Annotated in this window: 21 protein-coding genes and 1 pseudogene; 7 read left to right on the top strand and 15 right to left on the bottom strand. The window is 65.5% G+C overall.

Features of this window, described 5'->3' with window-relative positions; translation table 11 throughout:
* Nucleotides 1–59 precede the first annotated feature (59 nt).
* The 11 genes from ACQP1G_RS21020 to ACQP1G_RS20970 all read right to left on the bottom strand — a co-directional run bounded on the left by ACQP1G_RS21020 (nucleotide 60) and on the right by ACQP1G_RS20970 (nucleotide 8,591).
* Entirely contained in the window at nucleotides 60–1,028 is a 969-nt protein-coding gene (locus tag ACQP1G_RS21020; RefSeq protein WP_433206975.1) for a phosphoribosylaminoimidazolesuccinocarboxamide synthase, read from the bottom strand.
* On the bottom strand, nucleotides 1,025–1,771 hold the full coding sequence (locus tag ACQP1G_RS21015; RefSeq protein WP_433206972.1) for an HAD family hydrolase: 747 nt from the start codon (nucleotides 1,769–1,771) through the stop codon (nucleotides 1,025–1,027). Before ACQP1G_RS21015 ends, ACQP1G_RS21020 begins: the two co-directional genes overlap by 4 nt.
* The gene (locus ACQP1G_RS21010; protein ID WP_433206969.1) at nucleotides 1,768–2,550 is read right to left on the bottom strand and encodes a hypothetical protein; all 783 of its coding nucleotides are present in this window, start codon (nucleotides 2,548–2,550) and stop codon (nucleotides 1,768–1,770) included. Before ACQP1G_RS21010 ends, ACQP1G_RS21015 begins: the two co-directional genes overlap by 4 nt.
* Nucleotides 2,551–2,632: 82 nt before the next feature.
* A complete protein-coding gene (locus tag ACQP1G_RS21005; protein ID WP_433206966.1) occupies nucleotides 2,633–3,742 on the bottom strand; it encodes a DegT/DnrJ/EryC1/StrS family aminotransferase in 1,110 nt (369 codons plus the stop codon).
* The gene (locus ACQP1G_RS21000; protein ID WP_433206963.1) at nucleotides 3,739–4,764 is read right to left on the bottom strand and encodes a radical SAM protein; all 1,026 of its coding nucleotides are present in this window, start codon (nucleotides 4,762–4,764) and stop codon (nucleotides 3,739–3,741) included. Before ACQP1G_RS21000 ends, ACQP1G_RS21005 begins: the two co-directional genes overlap by 4 nt.
* Before the next feature lies 1 nt (nucleotide 4,765).
* Nucleotides 4,766–5,452 (bottom strand): hypothetical protein, encoded by a 687-nt coding sequence (locus tag ACQP1G_RS20995; RefSeq protein ID WP_433206960.1) that lies wholly within the window; start codon nucleotides 5,450–5,452, stop codon nucleotides 4,766–4,768.
* A complete protein-coding gene (locus ACQP1G_RS20990) occupies nucleotides 5,449–6,228 on the bottom strand; it encodes a class I SAM-dependent methyltransferase (protein ID WP_433206957.1) in 780 nt (259 codons plus the stop codon). The genes ACQP1G_RS20995 and ACQP1G_RS20990 overlap by 4 nt, the downstream gene beginning before the upstream one ends.
* 59 nt (nucleotides 6,229–6,287) lie before the next feature.
* The gene (locus tag ACQP1G_RS20985) at nucleotides 6,288–6,797 is read right to left on the bottom strand and encodes a phosphoribosyltransferase (RefSeq protein WP_433206954.1); all 510 of its coding nucleotides are present in this window, start codon (nucleotides 6,795–6,797) and stop codon (nucleotides 6,288–6,290) included.
* On the bottom strand, nucleotides 6,794–7,519 hold the full coding sequence (locus ACQP1G_RS20980; RefSeq protein ID WP_433206951.1) for a 7-carboxy-7-deazaguanine synthase QueE: 726 nt from the start codon (nucleotides 7,517–7,519) through the stop codon (nucleotides 6,794–6,796). The genes ACQP1G_RS20985 and ACQP1G_RS20980 overlap by 4 nt, the downstream gene beginning before the upstream one ends.
* Nucleotides 7,509–7,922 carry a 6-pyruvoyl trahydropterin synthase family protein gene (locus ACQP1G_RS20975; protein ID WP_433206948.1) on the bottom strand — a complete coding sequence of 138 codons (414 nt, stop codon included), beginning with the start codon at nucleotides 7,920–7,922 and terminating at the stop codon, nucleotides 7,509–7,511. The genes ACQP1G_RS20980 and ACQP1G_RS20975 overlap by 11 nt, the downstream gene beginning before the upstream one ends.
* Nucleotides 7,923–8,252: 330 nt before the next feature.
* The gene (locus ACQP1G_RS20970; RefSeq protein ID WP_433206945.1) at nucleotides 8,253–8,591 is read right to left on the bottom strand and encodes a hypothetical protein; all 339 of its coding nucleotides are present in this window, start codon (nucleotides 8,589–8,591) and stop codon (nucleotides 8,253–8,255) included.
* 306 nt (nucleotides 8,592–8,897) lie between these two features.
* On the opposite strand from ACQP1G_RS20970, the gene ACQP1G_RS20965 reads away from it, so the two are divergent.
* A complete protein-coding gene (locus tag ACQP1G_RS20965) occupies nucleotides 8,898–9,677 on the top strand; it encodes an aminotransferase class IV family protein (RefSeq protein WP_433206942.1) in 780 nt (259 codons plus the stop codon).
* Between the two features lie 66 nt (nucleotides 9,678–9,743).
* On the top strand, nucleotides 9,744–10,667 hold the full coding sequence (locus ACQP1G_RS20960; protein WP_433206939.1) for an SUMF1/EgtB/PvdO family nonheme iron enzyme: 924 nt from the start codon (nucleotides 9,744–9,746) through the stop codon (nucleotides 10,665–10,667).
* A 178-nt stretch (nucleotides 10,668–10,845) separates the two neighbouring features.
* Here the strand turns inward: ACQP1G_RS20960 and ACQP1G_RS20955 are convergent, their stop codons facing one another.
* From ACQP1G_RS20955 to ACQP1G_RS20945, 3 genes are all read right to left on the bottom strand, one after another.
* Nucleotides 10,846–11,055: a hypothetical protein gene (locus tag ACQP1G_RS20955; protein WP_433206936.1), complete on the bottom strand. Its 210-nt coding sequence runs from the start codon at nucleotides 11,053–11,055 to the stop codon at nucleotides 10,846–10,848.
* 152 nt (nucleotides 11,056–11,207) lie between these two features.
* On the bottom strand, nucleotides 11,208–11,954 hold the full coding sequence (locus ACQP1G_RS20950) for a hypothetical protein (RefSeq protein ID WP_433206933.1): 747 nt from the start codon (nucleotides 11,952–11,954) through the stop codon (nucleotides 11,208–11,210).
* Between the two features lie 995 nt (nucleotides 11,955–12,949).
* Nucleotides 12,950–13,084, bottom strand: a complete 135-nt coding sequence (locus ACQP1G_RS20945; RefSeq protein ID WP_433206930.1) for a hypothetical protein — start codon at nucleotides 13,082–13,084, stop codon at nucleotides 12,950–12,952.
* 626 nt (nucleotides 13,085–13,710) lie between these two features.
* On the opposite strand from ACQP1G_RS20945, the gene ACQP1G_RS20940 reads away from it, so the two are divergent.
* The 4 genes and pseudogenes from ACQP1G_RS20940 to ACQP1G_RS20925 all read left to right on the top strand — a co-directional run.
* The gene (locus ACQP1G_RS20940; RefSeq protein WP_433206927.1) at nucleotides 13,711–13,944 is read left to right on the top strand and encodes a hypothetical protein; all 234 of its coding nucleotides are present in this window, start codon (nucleotides 13,711–13,713) and stop codon (nucleotides 13,942–13,944) included.
* A gap of 32 nt (nucleotides 13,945–13,976) precedes the next feature.
* Nucleotides 13,977–14,612: a zeta toxin family protein gene (locus ACQP1G_RS20935; protein WP_433206924.1), complete on the top strand. Its 636-nt coding sequence runs from the start codon at nucleotides 13,977–13,979 to the stop codon at nucleotides 14,610–14,612.
* 80 nt (nucleotides 14,613–14,692) lie between these two features.
* Nucleotides 14,693–15,766, top strand: a complete 1,074-nt coding sequence (locus ACQP1G_RS20930) for a hypothetical protein (protein ID WP_433206921.1) — start codon at nucleotides 14,693–14,695, stop codon at nucleotides 15,764–15,766.
* A gap of 375 nt (nucleotides 15,767–16,141) precedes the next feature.
* Nucleotides 16,142–16,393, top strand: a pseudogene (locus tag ACQP1G_RS20925) (DUF3560 domain-containing protein); the annotation flags it as partial.
* A 27-nt stretch (nucleotides 16,394–16,420) separates the two neighbouring features.
* Here ACQP1G_RS20925 and ACQP1G_RS20920 read toward each other — a convergent pair.
* Nucleotides 16,421–16,597: a hypothetical protein gene (locus tag ACQP1G_RS20920; RefSeq protein ID WP_433206918.1), complete on the bottom strand. Its 177-nt coding sequence runs from the start codon at nucleotides 16,595–16,597 to the stop codon at nucleotides 16,421–16,423.
* Nucleotides 16,598–16,710: 113 nt separating this feature from the next.
* Between ACQP1G_RS20920 and ACQP1G_RS20915 the strand changes: the two genes are divergently transcribed.
* Nucleotides 16,711–17,091 (top strand): hypothetical protein, encoded by a 381-nt coding sequence (locus ACQP1G_RS20915; RefSeq protein ID WP_433206915.1) that lies wholly within the window; start codon nucleotides 16,711–16,713, stop codon nucleotides 17,089–17,091.
* Nucleotides 17,092–17,198: the final 107 nt, after the last annotated feature.

Genomic DNA, 17,198 nt, shown 5'->3' with positions numbered 1-17,198 from the left:
GGCCTTTGCCGGCCGGATCGAGGAGAGCATGCTCGCGTGCGGGCTCGCGCGATGCGGGTTCATCGGCCGATGAGGTGTGCAACGGCGTGGGTGGCGCTCTGTAGATCCGGTGTGTCCCAGAGGTGTTCGCCTGTCCAGGTCTCGGCCAGGGATCGGTACAGGTCCGACATGATCGGCCCGAATGCGGGTGGGAGTGAGGCTGGTCGCGGCCATTGTTCCCAGGGGACGTGCTGTGCGATCAGCGTGTTGACCGGCACCTCGAGCCCTTGGTTGACGTACCAGTTGCGCAGGACCTGCTTGCCGCAATGCACGCCGCCGTACATCAGGCGGCTCTCGTCGGGTGTGCCGGGGCTGTCGGCGAGCACGAGTTGTCCATCGCCGGAGACCAGGAACTCGACTTTGCCGTCGCAGTGGCTCAGACCGACCGCGCGTGCGCGTGCGGTCAGTACGTCGTTGACGGTGACGGCGATCCTGCGCATCGCCTGGAACTGCGCCTGGCTCAGGCCGGCGCGGCGTTGAGCGTGCCTCGGTGGGATGAACTGGTTGACCTCGTCCAGCATCGTGGCGTATTCGATGATCGGCTGCCGCAACGTTTCGCCGACGGCGGGAATGTCGTCCAGGCCGAGCTCTGCTGGTGTCAGTTGTCCGGCGGCGATCCGTCGATGCACGGAGCTTCCTTTGGGCAGTTCGTTGCGGAACAGGACCTGTACCGGAATCAGGTAGTTCCCGGCGGCCGGGGTCTGTGGCCCGGCGGCTGGGTTCGGGACACGCGCGAGCGCGAATTCGATCCGATTCGGGGGGATGAACCGGCGGAAATGAGTGCGCACGCCCGCAGCCTCCAACATCGCGAAGTTGAATACGGCCATGCGGCAGGTCGCTTCACCTTTCCCCGGGATGGAGTCCGGCATTCGCCCGAAGTGGAAGAGCGAGAAGTGGTCCGTGTACTCGAAGACGCCGACTCCCTCCCGCGTTGCCGTGGGTGGTTCGAGAATTTCCAGATTCTTGGTCGAATGGAGTACGGGCATCATGCTCCCTGGTCTGGCGGCCTTGTGCCGTCATGAGGTGGACTCTGCTGATCGTGGCGGTGCTGCGATATTCCACCGTTCGCGGCGGCTTCAGCGCCGTCCTCGAGGACGGCCAGGTGGTTGTCGATCACCGTGAGCACTCGCATTCCGGCCGCGCGGGCGGAGGCCACGCCCTCGGGTGCGTCGTCGACGGCCAGGCAGACCCGCGGTGCGACGCCGAGACGGCGGGCAGCTTCGGCGAACAAATCGGGGGCGGGTTTGCCGTGCGCGACGTCCTCTCGCGCGACGACGGCCGCGAACTCACCGGCCAGGCCCAGCGCCTCGAGCCCGGGCCCGACCAGAACCCGGCTGGCGCCCGACGCCACAGCGCAGGGCAACCCAGCGCGGCGCGCGACATGCACAAGCGACACGACGCACGCGATCGGGGTGATGGCGTGCACGCCCGCCAGCAGACGGATACGGCTGTGCCGGATGATCTCCTCGTGGGGCAACAGTGCGGCTCCCGGGAGCACGGTCAGCAGCTCGCGGATCGACAGGCCGACATGGTCGCGATACCAGCGGTGATCCAAGTCGATGCCGTATGGCTGCAACGCCTCTCGCAGCGCCAGCTCATGGCTGGCTGTCGTGTCGGCGAGCGTGCCGTCGAAGTCCACGATCAGGGCCTCGACACTGTCGGGAATCACCGGCACGCAGCTACATCCGGGTGCCGGGGTCGGGCCGGTCGACGCGCGGGCACTCGGGCTCATATCGCCGCCGCGTGCGCGCGGTGGCCGCAGCACATGCACCGGGCCTCGGGGCCTTGCCACGGCTCGCGCACGCAGTCCAGATCGGTCCGGGCGTTGTGGATCCATGCCCGGATCTGTTCGGCGGCTTCGTGTTCGTCGACGGTGCGCCGGTCCAGGACACGGCAGCGCACCGGGTCGGTCGCCGCGACCCGTTCGTACAGGCTGGCCGCGTTGTGCATGAACGTGGACTGTTCGGTGGTCAGGACACACTGGTCGCGTCGTTGCGTGCGCGCGACGGCTTGGGCTGGGTCGTCGGTGATGAGGATCGTGAGGTCCGGCAGCGGCCGGTAGGAGGCCGCGAGGTCCAGCAGGGCGGTCGCGGTCGCCAGCGCTGCGTCCGTGCTGTCAGGGTGCAGGAGCAGCGCTTGGCATACCGCGGTGGAGTCGACGCTGCGGCCCTCGACGACGGTCCGACCGACCGCCAGATCGGGCAGCACGCTGTCCAGGTCGTGGCGTTTGATGGCCAGCAGGATCAGGGCCTCGGCCATTGGCGCGCCCCCACGCAGGAACGGATCCCCGCCGCTGGCCTCGCGCAACGCTCCAAGCAGCCCCTTACCCAGTCCCGGGTGCCCGTCGATCCGCTGGGAGAACCCCTCGAGCAGCAGCGGTGTGTCCTCGAGGGTGTCGAAGGCACGTTGGGTCAGATACGTTTTGCCGACTCCGGTGATGCCCTCGATGGAAATCAGCGGGCCGCGGGTGCAGTAGCGGTCGTGGTGGTGGTGTATCGGTGTGATCGTCATGGCATCCGAATCCGTTCGGGGACAAGGACAATGCGGTGCATGGACCGGCCTTCGGAGGGATCGGCCGGTGGCCCGATGCCGGTCACGGTGCCCATGCGGCGGCCTCTCGCGCGATGACCGCGGCGTACCGCTCCAGCGTGGTGTCGGTGTCGTGTTCGGTGAGCACGACCGCCAGGGTGTGGTCCATGATCTGCGCGGCGCCACGACACGGCCGGTCAGCACTGGGGAACAGGCCCCGGGTGTCACACGGCACGAGCCGAAAGCTCCCTGTGGAGTTCGGAACGCCCTGGCGCGCAAGGTGTTCGGCGAACCCGCGGGGGGTCGGCAGGTCGATATGCAACAGCGGAGCGAACCCGTTCCACTGCTCACCCACAGCGGGATCGACGGCGGTCAGGCCGGGGATGTGTGCCACGGCGGTGAGCAGGTGCCGGGTTTGCGCCTGGCGCAGCTGCACCAGGTGGGAGATCCGGTGGAGGTTGGCCAGAGCGATCGCCGCCAACGGTGCGGCGAGGCGGGAATTGGTGGCCAGGCGACTGAGCGGGGCTTGCCCGGCGGGCGCGGGCAGCCAGTGGCTGCGGAACGCGGCAGCGTACTCGGCCACCTCGCGGCGGTCGGTGAGCAGGAACCCGCCTTCCCCGCTCCACAGGATCTTGCCGTCCTTCATCGAGAAGCAGCCGACCGTGCCGACCGTGCCTGCCCACTGCCCCTCTCGGGTGGTGCCGACGGCTTGCGCAGAGTCCTCGATGACGGCGAGCCCGTGCTCGGCCGCGAACACCGCCAAGGCTTGCGGGTCTCCCATCCGGCCCCACAGATGCACCGGCATGATCGCCCGGGCGCGCGGGGTGAGCTTGCGAGCGGCATCGGCGTAGTCCAGGTCCAGGGTGGCCGGGTCGCTGTCGACGAACACCGGCCGCGCCCCGAGCGCGGCCAGAGGCGCCACCGTCATCACGACGGTCAGCGCCGGAACCAGTACCTCGTCCCCCGGGCCGACACCGCACGCGGACAACGCGGCGTGCAGGGCCGCGGTGCCCGAGGAGACCGCCACCGCGTACGGGACACCGAACGCGGCCGCCAGTTCGCGCTCGAGGTCCGCAGCGACCGGGCCACCGCTCGGGTCGGGCATCTGCTCGAGTACGGGACCGAGCTGATCTATCAGCAGCCGTGCACCATTGGACGGTTGAGGCATCGTCATCGGGCCGCCTCCTGGTCCAGCAGTCGCGGCATATCCAGCACGAGGGGCCACATATTCACACAGTCCCGGCTGAACAGTGAGCATTGCGTGCACGGCGGTCTCGTGGCGAACAGCGTGCGGGCATCGGCGTCCCGGATGGTGCGTCGCCGCTCCGGTGCGGTGGCGGCGATCCGGCGATCGGACGGGCAGTCCCAGACCGAGCCGTCGGGCTGGATGAAAAACAGCCGAAAACCACCGAAACAGTCCGGAACGTGTCCGCCCTCCTGGGTGGAGATCGAAGACAGAAAGCGCCGCACATACGACGGATCCGGCAGGCTCACCCCTCGGGGGTCCTGATAAAGGCGCGTCAGGTGCTCGCCGACATCGGCGACATCGCCGGGCGAATGGCACATCTTCTCGAACAGTGCATGCTCGGGTGCCAGGGAAATCGGCTGGGGCACAAAGTAGTCCACACCGAGGTCAGCAGCCAAGGCTCCCATCTCGGTGATCTCGTGCGGACGGGACCGCGTGACCACGGTGTAGATCCCGACCTTGGGCACAGGCCCGCCGACGCGAGCGTGCAGCAAGATCTCGATGCCCTCCAGGACGTCGCGATACCCGAACCGGCCCGAGCGCGAAGGCCGCATCAGATCGTTGGTGTGCGCGTCGGCGCTGTCGAGCGACACCGACACCCCATCCACACCGAGATCGACAAGACGTTGCGCCACCTGCGGGCGGGTAAGCGGGACACCGTTCGTCGCGACGACTACTGCGCAGCCAGCGTCCTTGATCACCGAGATGAGTCCGAGAGTGCCGGGCCAGTCCAGCGGCTCACCGCCCGCGATGACGACCCGCTCGACATCTGAGCCCGGCAGCGTCCGCGCGAACGCTGTCACCGCCTCGGCGGACAGATCGGTGCGCGACAGGTGCGACAGCACACCTGCCTGCTCCGGCGGATTGGATTTGTGCTCCTCGATGGTGCCGAAGTAGCAGTGCGGGCACGCGAATGCGCAGGGAGACCTCAGGCCCCACAGCAACGTCACATCACGAGGCATGAGCGACCCGCCGATCCAGCAGCGCGGTCACGATGCCGCACACGGCCGCCGCACTGTCCTGCGGCGAAAGCTCACTCACGTCCAGGCGGGTGTATCGCCCGGGATCCTGCGCCGCCGTGGTGAGGTACAGGCGGTCGATCTGATCGAGCAGCGATATCTCCTGAGGCGTGAGCGGATGGCCGATCCGCTCGGCGAACCGCGCTGTGCACACCGCGGGATCCCCGGTGAGCAGAATGGTCGCGTCCGGAAACACAGTCCACCGGCGAAGACTCGACAGCACGTGCTGCACAACCGATTCCAGCCGCGCCTCGGGATACTCCGAGCACAGAATCGCGGCCTGGCACGCAGCGACGGTATCGACACCGCGATCCTCGAGAATCACCTCGACTCCGGTCAGGTCCCGGCTCGCCAGACGCTCGGCCTTATGGACCTGAAGTGCCAGGAACGCGAGCGTCTCCGCGACAGGGTGGCCCGTGCGCAGGAAGACCGAGTCGCCGCCCACGGCCCGCAGCGCGGCAATCACCAGCCCGGGGAGCGTGTCCCCGCGCTGATCGGTGAGTTCATCCACCAGGAGGCATCGCGGACCGAGCATGGCGGCCACCGAGCGGGCCGCGGTCGTCTTACCAGCACCGTTGCGCCCTTCGATACTGACCCACAGCGGCTTTCGCGTGGTCATTGCTCGGTCCGTGCGCACACGTACAGCACCTCGCTGGCCGCGCTGTCCAGCGCGGTCGCGGTGACCGGGCCCAGCAGCGCCGCCGGGGTGTTGTCGGCCATGGCCCGGTAGAACTCCAGCGCGGCGGCGCCCCACCGTTGTTTCACCGCCTCCTCGGTGGCTTCGCTGGTCAGCGGCGGCAAGATCCCGACGATATTGCGCACCACCAGCCCGATCTGCTCGAGCACCGCCGTCAACTCGTCGTGCGACCACTCGTACACGTGCACCCGATGCTGAAGCCGGCGCGGCGTCGACTGTGGAGTGTTCGGCGTGGACAGATACAACACGCCGTTCTCGGCCAGCGCCGCCGCGGCGTGCTCGAGGCTGGCCACGCCCAACTCGCGCGGAAGGTGTTCCAGCGCAGAGGTATACACCGCCACATCAGCTGGCTCGAGCTGCGGCCACGATCCGGCGACATCCACCTGATGGAACGCGACGGGAAACCGTGTATCCGGATAGATGTCGCTCATCTCGGCGACCCGCCCGCGCGCCTGCTCAAGGTTGTCAGGGCAAATATCCAGGCCGACATAGCTGCCCAGCGTCGGGCAGTATCGATACAGCGGCGGCAACTGCAAGCCGCGGCCGCAGCACACATCAACCACCCGATCCCCCGGGCGGATGCGTTCGGAGATGAACAACCGTTGCAGATAGTTCATGATCCCGGTCTGTTTGACCTCCCCACGTCCGAGCGCGAGATAGAAATCGTCCATCTGGTTGACGCTGTACGGGCCGATCATCGGCGTGCCGGGACGAGTACCGAACTCGCCCTCGAATGCTGCTGTGTCGGTGACTGTGTTCATCGGACCTCCCAGGGAAAACGGACCCATCCAGCGCAGAGGCAGCCGATGTAGTCCTGAACATGTTCCGGCGCAACAGAATCCGCGTGCGCCGCATACCAGTTGACCGTGTTCACCACGAGCACCGCCCGCCGCAACCGTCCCGCACCCGACAGCAGACGGGCAGCGTGCTCGACGGTGTCACCGGACCCGGCGACGTCGTCGACGAGCAGCACATCGGCGCCGGGGGTGATCGCGCCGAGTGACGCAGGGTTCGTGATCTGCGGGACCGCAGCCTTCGCGCCGTTCGGCCCGTCGCTGAGGGTGTGGGTGACCTCGACGCCGCGCACATCCCGGACACCCAGAAGATGAGCTAGCATCACCGCAGGCACCATGCCGCCGCGCAGAATCCCCACGATCACCTCGGGCACACCGTCCTCACGGATCCGGCACGCCATCGCACCCGTATGTTGCTCCAGGGCAGGCCATGTCAGATCCAACGCCACCTCTGCGGTGTGCGCGCTGCTCACCGCATCCCCTGCAAGATGTGCAGCCGAGTGCTCACCTGCCAGCCGCGGGCCGCGGCCGGCTCGCGCAGCTGTTCCACCCCGGCAGCGACGCTGTGGGCGGTCTCGCCTTCTGGCATCACCCACATCGTCGCCGGGTCGAGCCCGAAATCACCGACCAAGGCATCGATCTCGGCGAAATCTCGGCGCGGGTCGGCGACGACGAACTTGAACGCGACCCGGCCCGTGTCCCGCAGCGCGTCCAGCGCCGGTGGAACGATTCGGCGGCCGTAGGCCACACCCGAGTGCGCCAGTTTCGGGCTGACCACCCACAAGTCGACCAGCTCGGCCAACTCTGGTGCCGGTGCCTGTGTGCCGTTTGTCTCGACCTGCACCCGCACCGACGGGCGAACGCGTTCGGCCAGAGCGATCATGGCGCGCTGCTGAATCATCGGCTCCCCGCCGGTGATCACCAGTAGGTCCACACCCGACTCGCGCACGCAGTCGGCTACCGCCGCTACCGGTACGCGGCGGCTCACCTCGGCGGGCCGATAGCGGGTCCAGTCCCACGTGCGTTTTTCATCGCACCATGAACACGTCAGGTTGCAGCGGGAGAACCGGACGAACGCGCAACGCTGGCCCGTAAGCGGGCCCTCGCCCTGCACCGATACGAACTGCTCGGCCAGCAGCACGCTCACTTCGCCCTGCCCGATCACCGGATCGGGCGGCATCGTGTCAGGCACCATCAGGTAACGTCCTTTCCCACACCGCGAACGAGGTCGGGGTCTCACTGACCTGAATCGACACCAGGCGGCCATGAATGGTCGGCTCGACATGCTCGATGAACCACCGGCCCAAATGAGCGGCGAGCAGCTCGCTGGTCGGCGGGAACGACACGACATCGTTGAGCAACCGGTGGTCGAAGTTCTGCGCCAGATAGTCGCCGAAGGCCGCGAGGTCGCCGAAGTCGGTGACGAACCCGTACTCGTCGAGCCGGTCCGCGGTCACCGTCACGGTGACGGTGTAGTTGTGGCCATGGTTGCGTGCGCACTTGTGCTCCGCCGGAAGCTGCCGCAACTCGTGACTTGCGTTGAACGCGAACGCTTTTGCGATCGTGTAGCGACCCGCTGCATCAGGAGTTGTTCTCATGCCGCCCTGCTTCCCAAACGAATCGAGCTGCCGTCGCCTTCGAGGCTATGAACAAACAGACCTGCGAAGAACTCACTGCGAGTAGGTGTTCCACCGCCCTCCGGCAGCGACATGCCGCTCCCACGGCGGAATTCACCTCTCGGTAGTGGGTGCGAGTCCACAGGCCCTCCTCTCGGGCTCGCCAGAACCGCGGAATGGGCTCTCACTGCGCACCTTTCGCGTCACGTGGGTGCCGCGAATCCGTGTTGTCGCTCATCTGACGTGACGTCCCCGCCAGAAAGATTTCGGCAAGCCGTGACCACGACGACCAGGCCCAGGTGCCACCCAGCATCAGGCGATGGCATCTGATCGGTGGCGGCTGTAGCTGGCCCCGTTCGCCACGGTGACCACCTCCTCACACCACTCGACGACCGGCGCCGTGTCACCGTCGAGATGCTCGAGGTTCGGGGTGAGCACGGCAGAGATCTGCACCCCGTGGACCCGGGTCATGTTGCGGGCCACGTTGCGCAGGCGCATCGCCGGATGGTCCGTGTCGTTGCCGAACACGACTATTTTGATCAGGCTATAGCCCAAATCCGTTGCAGCGCGTCGGATTTCGGTCTCATCCCACGGTCGACGGGTGCCGGATTCTTCGCGACGGATGTAGCCAAGGGCTGCGGGTGATCTCATGATGGTTCGTTCCCTGCGGTGCGTTGGTTGCTTGGACTGAGGAATGGTGAGGTGCGCGGGCAACCTCGCCCGCGGATCACGCGGCGGCAGGACATCTGTCATGACTATGACCGAACTCCTCGCGCAGGGAGCGAGCAGGTTGGGCCAGCACCGGCCCAGCCGCCGGATCCGTGTTTTCATGGACCTCAGAATCGGCCCACCACGGCCTGCCCGGAACTGTCGCTGAAGGTCGTTGCACTGACGTTTCACTGACGTTCGACGCTAGGCCCGGCTTTCGAGACACACCCTCGGTGACACACTGGCCGTATGGAACTCAACGGGTCGCCGATCAGTCAGTCCGAGCTCGCCGCGCTGGGTTTGGTCGGGTACGGGCACTTCACGTCCATGCGTGTGGAGAATCGCGCTGTGCGTGGGCTCAGCCAGCACATGGACCGGCTCACCCGCGACTGCCGCACCGTGTTCGACGCCGAACTCGACCCCGAGCGCGTGCGCCACCTCATCCGACGCGCCGTGGCCGACACCGACACCGCGGTCGTCGTGCGGATCACCGTGTTCGACCCGCACATCGCCCTCGGCGGGCCCGGCGCTGACGCCGACCCTCAAATCCTCGTGACCTGGCGTGAAGCACCCCCCGTCCCACAAGTCCCGATGACTCTGCGGTCGGCGGTCTACACCCGCGACCTACCAAAAACCAAGCACGTCGGCCTGTTCGGCGCCCTTTACCAGCGCCGCCTCGCCCAACGCGACGGCGCTGACGATGTCCTGTTCACCAACGCCGACGGCACCATCACCGAGATCGCGACGTCCAACATCGGCGTCATCTCCGAGGGCCAGCTGATCTGGCCGCAGGCCGACGTGCTGCCCGGCATCACGATGCGCCTGCTCAGCCAGACTCTGGATGAGGAAGTCGTCGTCAAACCCATCACCCTGGCCGAGCTGCCGCATATCGATGCGGCCGTCGCGACCAACGCCGCGGTCGGCGTGCGTGCAATCGCCCGCATCGACGACATCAACCTTTCCGTCGACCACGAGATGATCGACCGGCTCCGCGCGGAATACGAATCCATTCCCCCGCAACACATCTGACGCGCACCGCACCGCCCGCGGCGACTAAGCTCAGACCCCACCGCATGGGAAGGGAGGACCCCCGCGATGGCCATCGTGGTCCGCAGCTGGACCGGCGCCGAAGCAGCCGCGCTGCGAGACGCCCGGCGGATGAGTCTGATCGAATTCGCGGCGCATATCGGCGTCAACCCCCGGGTGATCTCCCGCTGGGAAGCCGGCGGCGCGAACATCCGCCCCCGCCCTGTGAACCAAGCAGCCCTCGACACCATCTTGTCGCACCTGAACGACGACGAACTCGCCCGATTCGTCGAAGCGATATCGCCCACCGCCCTGAGCGACGCTCGCGATACCGACGTCGTCCAGCAACACACCAACACCCGCCATCCCGCCGACGGCAAGCTGATGACCTGGGTGCCCGAAGGAATCTTCCTCGCCGGACCGCAAGACCAACCCGTGTGGGTGGCCGGATTCTGGATGGATGTCTTCCCGACCACCAACGCCGACTACGCGCGATTCGTTGCCGCCCACCGACATTCCACGCCCCAGCATTGGAACGGCCCGACCCCCGCCCACGACATCGCCGACCACCCCGTGGTCTGGGTCAGCTGGAACGACGCCAACACCTACGCCCAATGGGCCTACAAGACTCTGCCGACCAGCCAACAATGGGAGAAAGCCGCCCGAGGCACACGCGGCAACACCTGGCCCTGGGGCAGCCAGCCGACCCCGGCCAAATGCAATGTCCGCGGCTCCGGGCCCGGCACAACGACGCCGGTCTCCACCTACGCCAGCGGAGTCAGCCCGTTCGGCATCTACGACCTCGTCGGAAACACCTGGGAATGGACATCCACCGAGACCACCACCGACCGATTCGAGCTCAAAGGCTCGGCGTTCACTAGCCCGTTCGACCGAGGCGAACCAGCAGCATTCAACGACGCCTCGCGCAGGATGCTCGACGATGACACCGGATTCCGTTGCATCACAGGCAATCTCGCGAACTACTCAGTTTGAGTCGACCGTCAGATGACACTTCACGTCGACCGCGGCCGGAGTCATCGGAGCACCCCCGCTCGACAGGAGCGCGACCTCCGTCGTGTTCGGCCCCCGCTTTGAGGCCAGCACACTTCGGGTTCGCCGATTTTCGGTTGTTGGCGACAGTACTCTGGGCTGCATACCTCGGCCCGCACGCTCACCATCGGATATCGAACTCCCGCACCAGTTTTCGCAACCGGTCCCGGTCCTGATCTGTGGCGGGTTCCCACATGTCCGACGCGGGCAACAACATGATCTCCGGTGACGGCGCTTGGTCGACGTCGATCTCGAACTGGATCCTGCCCACCAGATCACCGGCCTGGGTGACCACCAGCTCGGTTAGCTCACCGATGATTGGCTCGGACAACCGGATTCCGAGCGCGCGCTGCCACAACGGTGTGTCGGTGCCCCACCGCACCCGCCTCGGCGGCCACAACCGAACCGGGAACACGCGAACTCGCACCGGTGGCACGACCGGACGCACTCCCCGATATTTCCGTGAGCTTCCAAATCCGGCCATCAGCCCGTGGCCATGGCCGGGAACTCGATCACCGCTGCCGCAGACTCGACGCGACCCCACTCCACATTGCCCCCACCGCACGCTGCCATACGGATCTCGCCGTACACGCTGCGTCCACCCCTTGGTGTCGCGGTCACCGAATACCTTTGCCCTCGTAGTAACCCACGGCCACGACTGAGTCCCTCGTACCCGGCACATTCGATGACCAGGCGGAGATCAGCGCTTGGGAACTGGCGCCGAGCATCGGCCAGCACCAGCGTGCACTCCCGATCATGTGCACGCTTCGCCAAGATCTTCGCCACCCCCGGCGCCAGCGCGGCGTCACCGACACCCACGATTACGAGCGCCAGACCGTCGAGCAGGGTATTCACAACGGTCGCCAACTCCTGTTCGGGCGAAGCGACAGCGTACATCCGGGTGAGCACGCCCCCCATCTCCTGCGCGGCCAGCAGACCGGCCGCAAGACCTTGACGAGCTGGGAGATTCACCAAGGCGGTGTCCAGCCCAGCCGCCGAGGCCACGGCCAGCATCCCGAGCAACGGCGACACCGCGCCTCGATAGTCCACCACCGCACCGCAGGCGAGCCCATCCGGCAACAACTGCGCCAACGGCGCGATCGTGGGCAGCCGTGACCTCGGCGACCAGTCGTCGCCTTGCTGCGCAGCGGTTTCCAGACGGCGACGAACATACGCCGCACGCTGCGCCTCAGTCTTTCCCTTGAGGTCGTCGACGCCCACACGAATCATGTGCAGCACCCACACGAACCATGATATTCGAACACATATTCGACTTTACCTCGAGGTCGACCGCCACATCCAGAGGCGGAGCTATCGATTAGCTAACCAGCTGCTCCAACACCCACGGGCGTACCTGTGCGCAGCTGGCCCAGAAATCCCTGCGCGGACCGCATTCGATTGCAGCGGCTGCCGATAGTTGTTCGGCGAAGGGCGACAGGGATCGGAAGTGTGCGCGCCGACCAGAGTGGCCATCGAGAACAAGTCGGCGCTCCAGCGACGGCGTTGTTCAGTAGCGTGAGCTTGAATCAATCGGCAGAACCCACTGCGGTCCCGTTACCGTGGTCAACCGGCCACAATTGCGACGCATCCACCAATCCCTCAGCGAACACCTCGCCCTCACCGGGCGACGAGCTCTCCCGTTCCGACGATCCATGCCGAAGGGGAATCCGTAATCGACTCACCCGTCGATGACCCCATGGCAGCGTCCGTGAGAGCCCGACGCCGACATCTTCTGCCGCCTCGATGAAGGTGCAGCAAAGCGGATGGCAAACCAATTGCTGCGCAACCTAATCACCGTAACCGTCCACGAGACCCGCACTCCGCGAGACTGACTGATGCGCGGATCGCTCAAACGGCGTGGGCCGAGCCTGCGCTGTCGCTTTCACCGGACGCGGACAGCCGACGACACTGTTTGGCAGTTGTGCTGGATACCTTGTCGGTGCCCATCCACATCGTATTGTGGCCTTAGCTGAATTCCCCGACCTCGTCGGCGCAGGCACCATGAGATCCCTTCTTTCAGACAGGAATTACAAGTTGAGTACACCCGTTTCGCCCAGTCCGAGTCGAAGTCCCCAGTCCGCATACGTGATGAGCGAGATGCTCTCCCAAGTGCCTGCTCCTGCTCGCCAGTCAACGGTGACACCCCTGGCTTGGGGCCTGACCTTCCTGGTGCTTTTTCTGTCCTCGTTGCTGATCGCTGCGCTCCCGTTGGCCGAAATGGCTCATCAGCGATCCAGTAACCGTGGCACGATCGTGGGTGTGACGATGCTCTTCGTCATGTTCGGAGTGCCGTCATTGGTGGCGTTCGGATCAGCGGTATCGAGGGCGCGGTCGAATCGGCGGCGGTAAGGGTAGCCCACCGCTTGAGCGCACGTGAGCTTTGCGAAGTCAAGTCATGTAGAGCCGCCTCCGCATTACGAGTGCCGTTGCGTTGCAGGTAGTTTCACGGAACGCAACGGCCGAATCCGTCGGCAGCGCGTCCCAGACTTTGTCTCTCTCAGCAGCTGCTGCGCTCGATGGATAACTGTGTTTGTTGCCGCAATCGACGACGGCAACGAAGACAACAGCCGGTGGCACCGCCCGGACGCACCCGTGCACTATCGCCGCATCCCACCGATCACCATCCACCCAGCACCGGCACCCGCAACGAACTCCCGGTACCACGGACTCCATGCGGGGTCACTCAGCACCATTCAGCCGGTCTCTCTCTGAGTCGGTCAAGCGATCAGACAGTGGACAATTGGCGAAGTACACACCTTCCTGCCATTCGCGCCACTTCCCCGCGGCGCTTAAGCGCCCCTCGGCGGTATATCCATCGAGACAGAACGACGCCAGCTCGAATTCTGGATCTTGCGGATGTTGACTCATACAGTGTTGGACGCGGCACGTGTCAACCGACAGCACGCGGGGCCCTGGTTCCCGCATCCGCGTAACCTCGTCTATATGCCCGACAGAGCATGTGCGGGCGCGGATTTCAGGAGGGGAGATGGGTTACGCCATCCCACTGGGCGACAAGGCTGACTACGCACTCGCCAAGAAGATCTTGACCCACCTCACCGCCCACGCAAGCGGTAAAGCAGCCAACGACCCCGAGTGGAGTTCTCGCCTCGAGGACTACACACAACGATTGGCCGACCTGAAACCGACTGACCGTGAAGCGATCGACGCGGTGCTGACGCACGACAGCGCGGTCTACAGGGAACTCACAGGCTTGCGCTGATGTCCAGCTCGGCGCCTGCACCATCATCTCCGATGCCTTTGGAGGTCGCCGAGCAGATTTTCACCGAGCACATCATCCGCAGTCTGCTGTCCGAGGCGTTCCCTGAGCACAGTCCCCGCGCCACTGTCCTCATCGGCCACCCCGGCGCCGATGTCACAACCTTCGCGCGATCGCTGGCCGACGCCGCCGTGGATGCTCGCCCAGTCGTGATCAGTGTCGAGGACTTTCGCGGCTTCTATCCCGATTACCTGGCTCTGCTATACGAGCCCGGCTGGGAAGAAGCCAACCGGAACCAGGTCGACTTCGAGGCTTACCGCTGGCAGAACATGGCCGTGGAATACCTGCGCGGCATAGGTGCGAGCATGATCATCCACGGCGTCTCCAGCCGACAAACGGCCGCCGATATCGTGGATCGGCTCGCCACCGCCCCGCCCGAAACCGCACCGTATGAGGTCGAATTCGCCTTCCCCGCGACCTCGGATGCCGAGATCGATCTGCTCAGGCTCGAAAGCCACCAACGCGCCTACGAACAGCTCGGGCACAGCAGCTACGCAGTGACGAACCTACCGCCCCCCTGCAGACCCACATCCTCGACATCGCCCGCTTCGCCGAAACCGAATCGGGCGTCGGAATCGTCACGGTCTACACCGGATTCGACCACGATCTAGTCGTTCGCCGCCACCGCGGCCAAACCGGCGACTGGATCCACGATCAGCTGCCAGGCCCACCCCGGATCCAGGGCGCGCAGATGATGTCAGTGCCTGAGGTGATAGCGAAAACGCGCGATCTGAACTGGAACATGCTCCAGACCCAGGACTGGCTCACCCTCGCCGCGAGCCTGAAGTTTCGGCTGGACACCGCGCTGCTCCCAGTGCTGAACCACACGCGCGAACTAGCTGAGCCGCGAATATTCGCTCCAGCCCGCGATCAGCGCTCGGCCTTACCAGCGGTGACCTGGGGTCGCTACCAGCTGGTCACCACATGGCACCTAGACGCTGTCGTGCACATGCTCCAGCATCACCCGCGTGTGGTCATCGGCGTGCTGGACCCCGCCCACCAGCCAGATCAGTCCGTGCAGCCGCCGCCAGAACACGCACATTTCTACCGCGAACGCAACCGCGCATCGGCCCCACAACTCAACCCGATGACCGCCCATGAGGTGACCGCGATGTGGAACGCGGCACTCATCGGTGCCGATCTTCACCATCGAGTCACCGTGATACCAATCGGGCGGCCCGAACTGGACCCGACCGCGTTCAACGAACTCTTCAAGGAAGGCGAGTACGACACCATGCTTCCCGACGGAGGAGCCGACGTCGAGCCCACAACAAGCCAACACCAACACTATTCGCAGATCCTGCACCGCATTATCTACTCAGCCGACTCCTCGATCGACCTCGACGGCGAGCTGCGAGCGTTGTTCGAGGAAGGAAACGACGCCTGGAAACGACATGTGCCCCGCGGCGCGTTGGAAGTCTTTCAAATCGTGAATGGAGAAGATCGACTTCTCAGGTCCGCACCGATCGAGGCGATCCATTTCCATGCCCAACCAGCACCCAGCGGAGCCGCCGCCCGGATCGCCGCCATCGTCCAGGACGGTTTGCTCCCGCACACCGACCCCACCACGTCCACGGCGGGCGACCATCCCCGACGACGCTTCATCGACGCGTACTACGCCTTCGGCACATCGAACGACTTCGCGACAACAATCGAGGCGGTCCTGCCCTCGGCCTTCGACCGCCCATGGACCACCGACAGCACACGATCACCGCAAACCGACGGCCCAGCGACTCCCGGACCCGAACGAGGGCAAGACCTTTGATTCCCCGCAACACGACTGGGGAGGGTAGCGTATTCGAACCGGAGGGAGGCGGAGAATCGAGCGCCACCAATGATCTTAAGGGGCTGGCCCCCACAGTCTTTCGCCTTCGGAGGCCAAGGCCGTCTTCGGCCCCCGCCACCTCATCTCGAACGAGCCCGCGGGTCACTGTGTCGGCATCCTGAACGAGGTTGATCCTGATGTGGTTCGCAACACCGTCGTGCCCGTTATGGGTTGGGACGTGGCGCCCGTACTGGAGGACGCACCGCCGGTGGTCGTGTTGTTCACCAACTACGGCGGAGTACGGCACGCTCATCTTGAGCCGGTAGAACTCACCGAGGGTGGCCGGATTCTCCATACACCGGCTGCGGCGCCCCGCTGGAACTTCGCGGGCGACACAGATCGGACCGCCGAGTTCGGCAAGTTTGTCACAGATGCCGAACTATCCGGCTCACGACCTGCTGCGCGTTCGATCACTATTCGGCCACCCGTCATCGACGCCTGCTCGAACGGCTATGGACGCGCGAAGGCAAGGCGTGGGCCCTCTATGACGAAGCCAAATACCGGTTCGCCCGATCCCAGGCCGCGTCCCGATTCCGGGCAGCCAAGGAATCCACCGGCACCACACTGCGCAGCATCCAGGGCCTGGAAAAACAGCTACGCGATATCAACCGATCGATCAGCAGCCAACACTGCTCCGAACACGCCCTCTTGATCTATGCCGCCGACATATTCGAACGTGTCGAGGAGATCGACTACTGGCACTGGATCATCGAGGAATCGGGCGCGAAGGTCTGGGGCCCCGACGATTTCGACATCGGGGACTTCGTCCAAATCAGCCGAGACTCCTCGCTACGACGCCACACGATTCCTCGCCCACGTCGCTCCTCGAGCTCACGCCCGGCCAACACACCCCGCAACCGCCCACCGACCGACAAGGATCACCGATGAGCACACCCCAGAAACTCCGCGACCGACCCCGAGCTGTCGCGTCCAGCCAGGTCCTCACCGACTACTACTACCGAACCATCACCACCACCGAACTCGGTGGCCACCAGCAGGTGCCCATCATCATCGGCGCCGCCCTGATGACGACGGGGCCAACACTCCAGGGACACACGGCCGCGGCCCTCGACGACTGGGGCACCCTGTTGGGCGACACGGAAGATGCCGACGAAAAGGCGTTGCCAATTCCAATCGGAATCCTTACCCAGCCAACGGCTTTCGTCGGCACGGTGTCTCCGCCGGTCGGCAAGGTCTCGCACCCCAGCGGCCCCCGCTTCACGGCACGGCCTTCGTCGCACGCTGCACCACTGCCGCCGGTCTGACTGCTTCACCGGCGCGTGCAGTCGGCAGTCCTGTCGTCGGACCACCGCCCACGGAAAGTCCGCGGCCCAGCAGTCGGCACGGTGCCGCCGCCAATGTGTCCGATTCA

Source organism: Nocardia sp. CA-107356 (assembly GCF_050946365.1).
Taxonomy (GTDB): domain Bacteria; phylum Actinomycetota; class Actinomycetes; order Mycobacteriales; family Mycobacteriaceae; genus Nocardia.
This window is presented reverse-complemented; position numbering and strand designations above follow the sequence as displayed.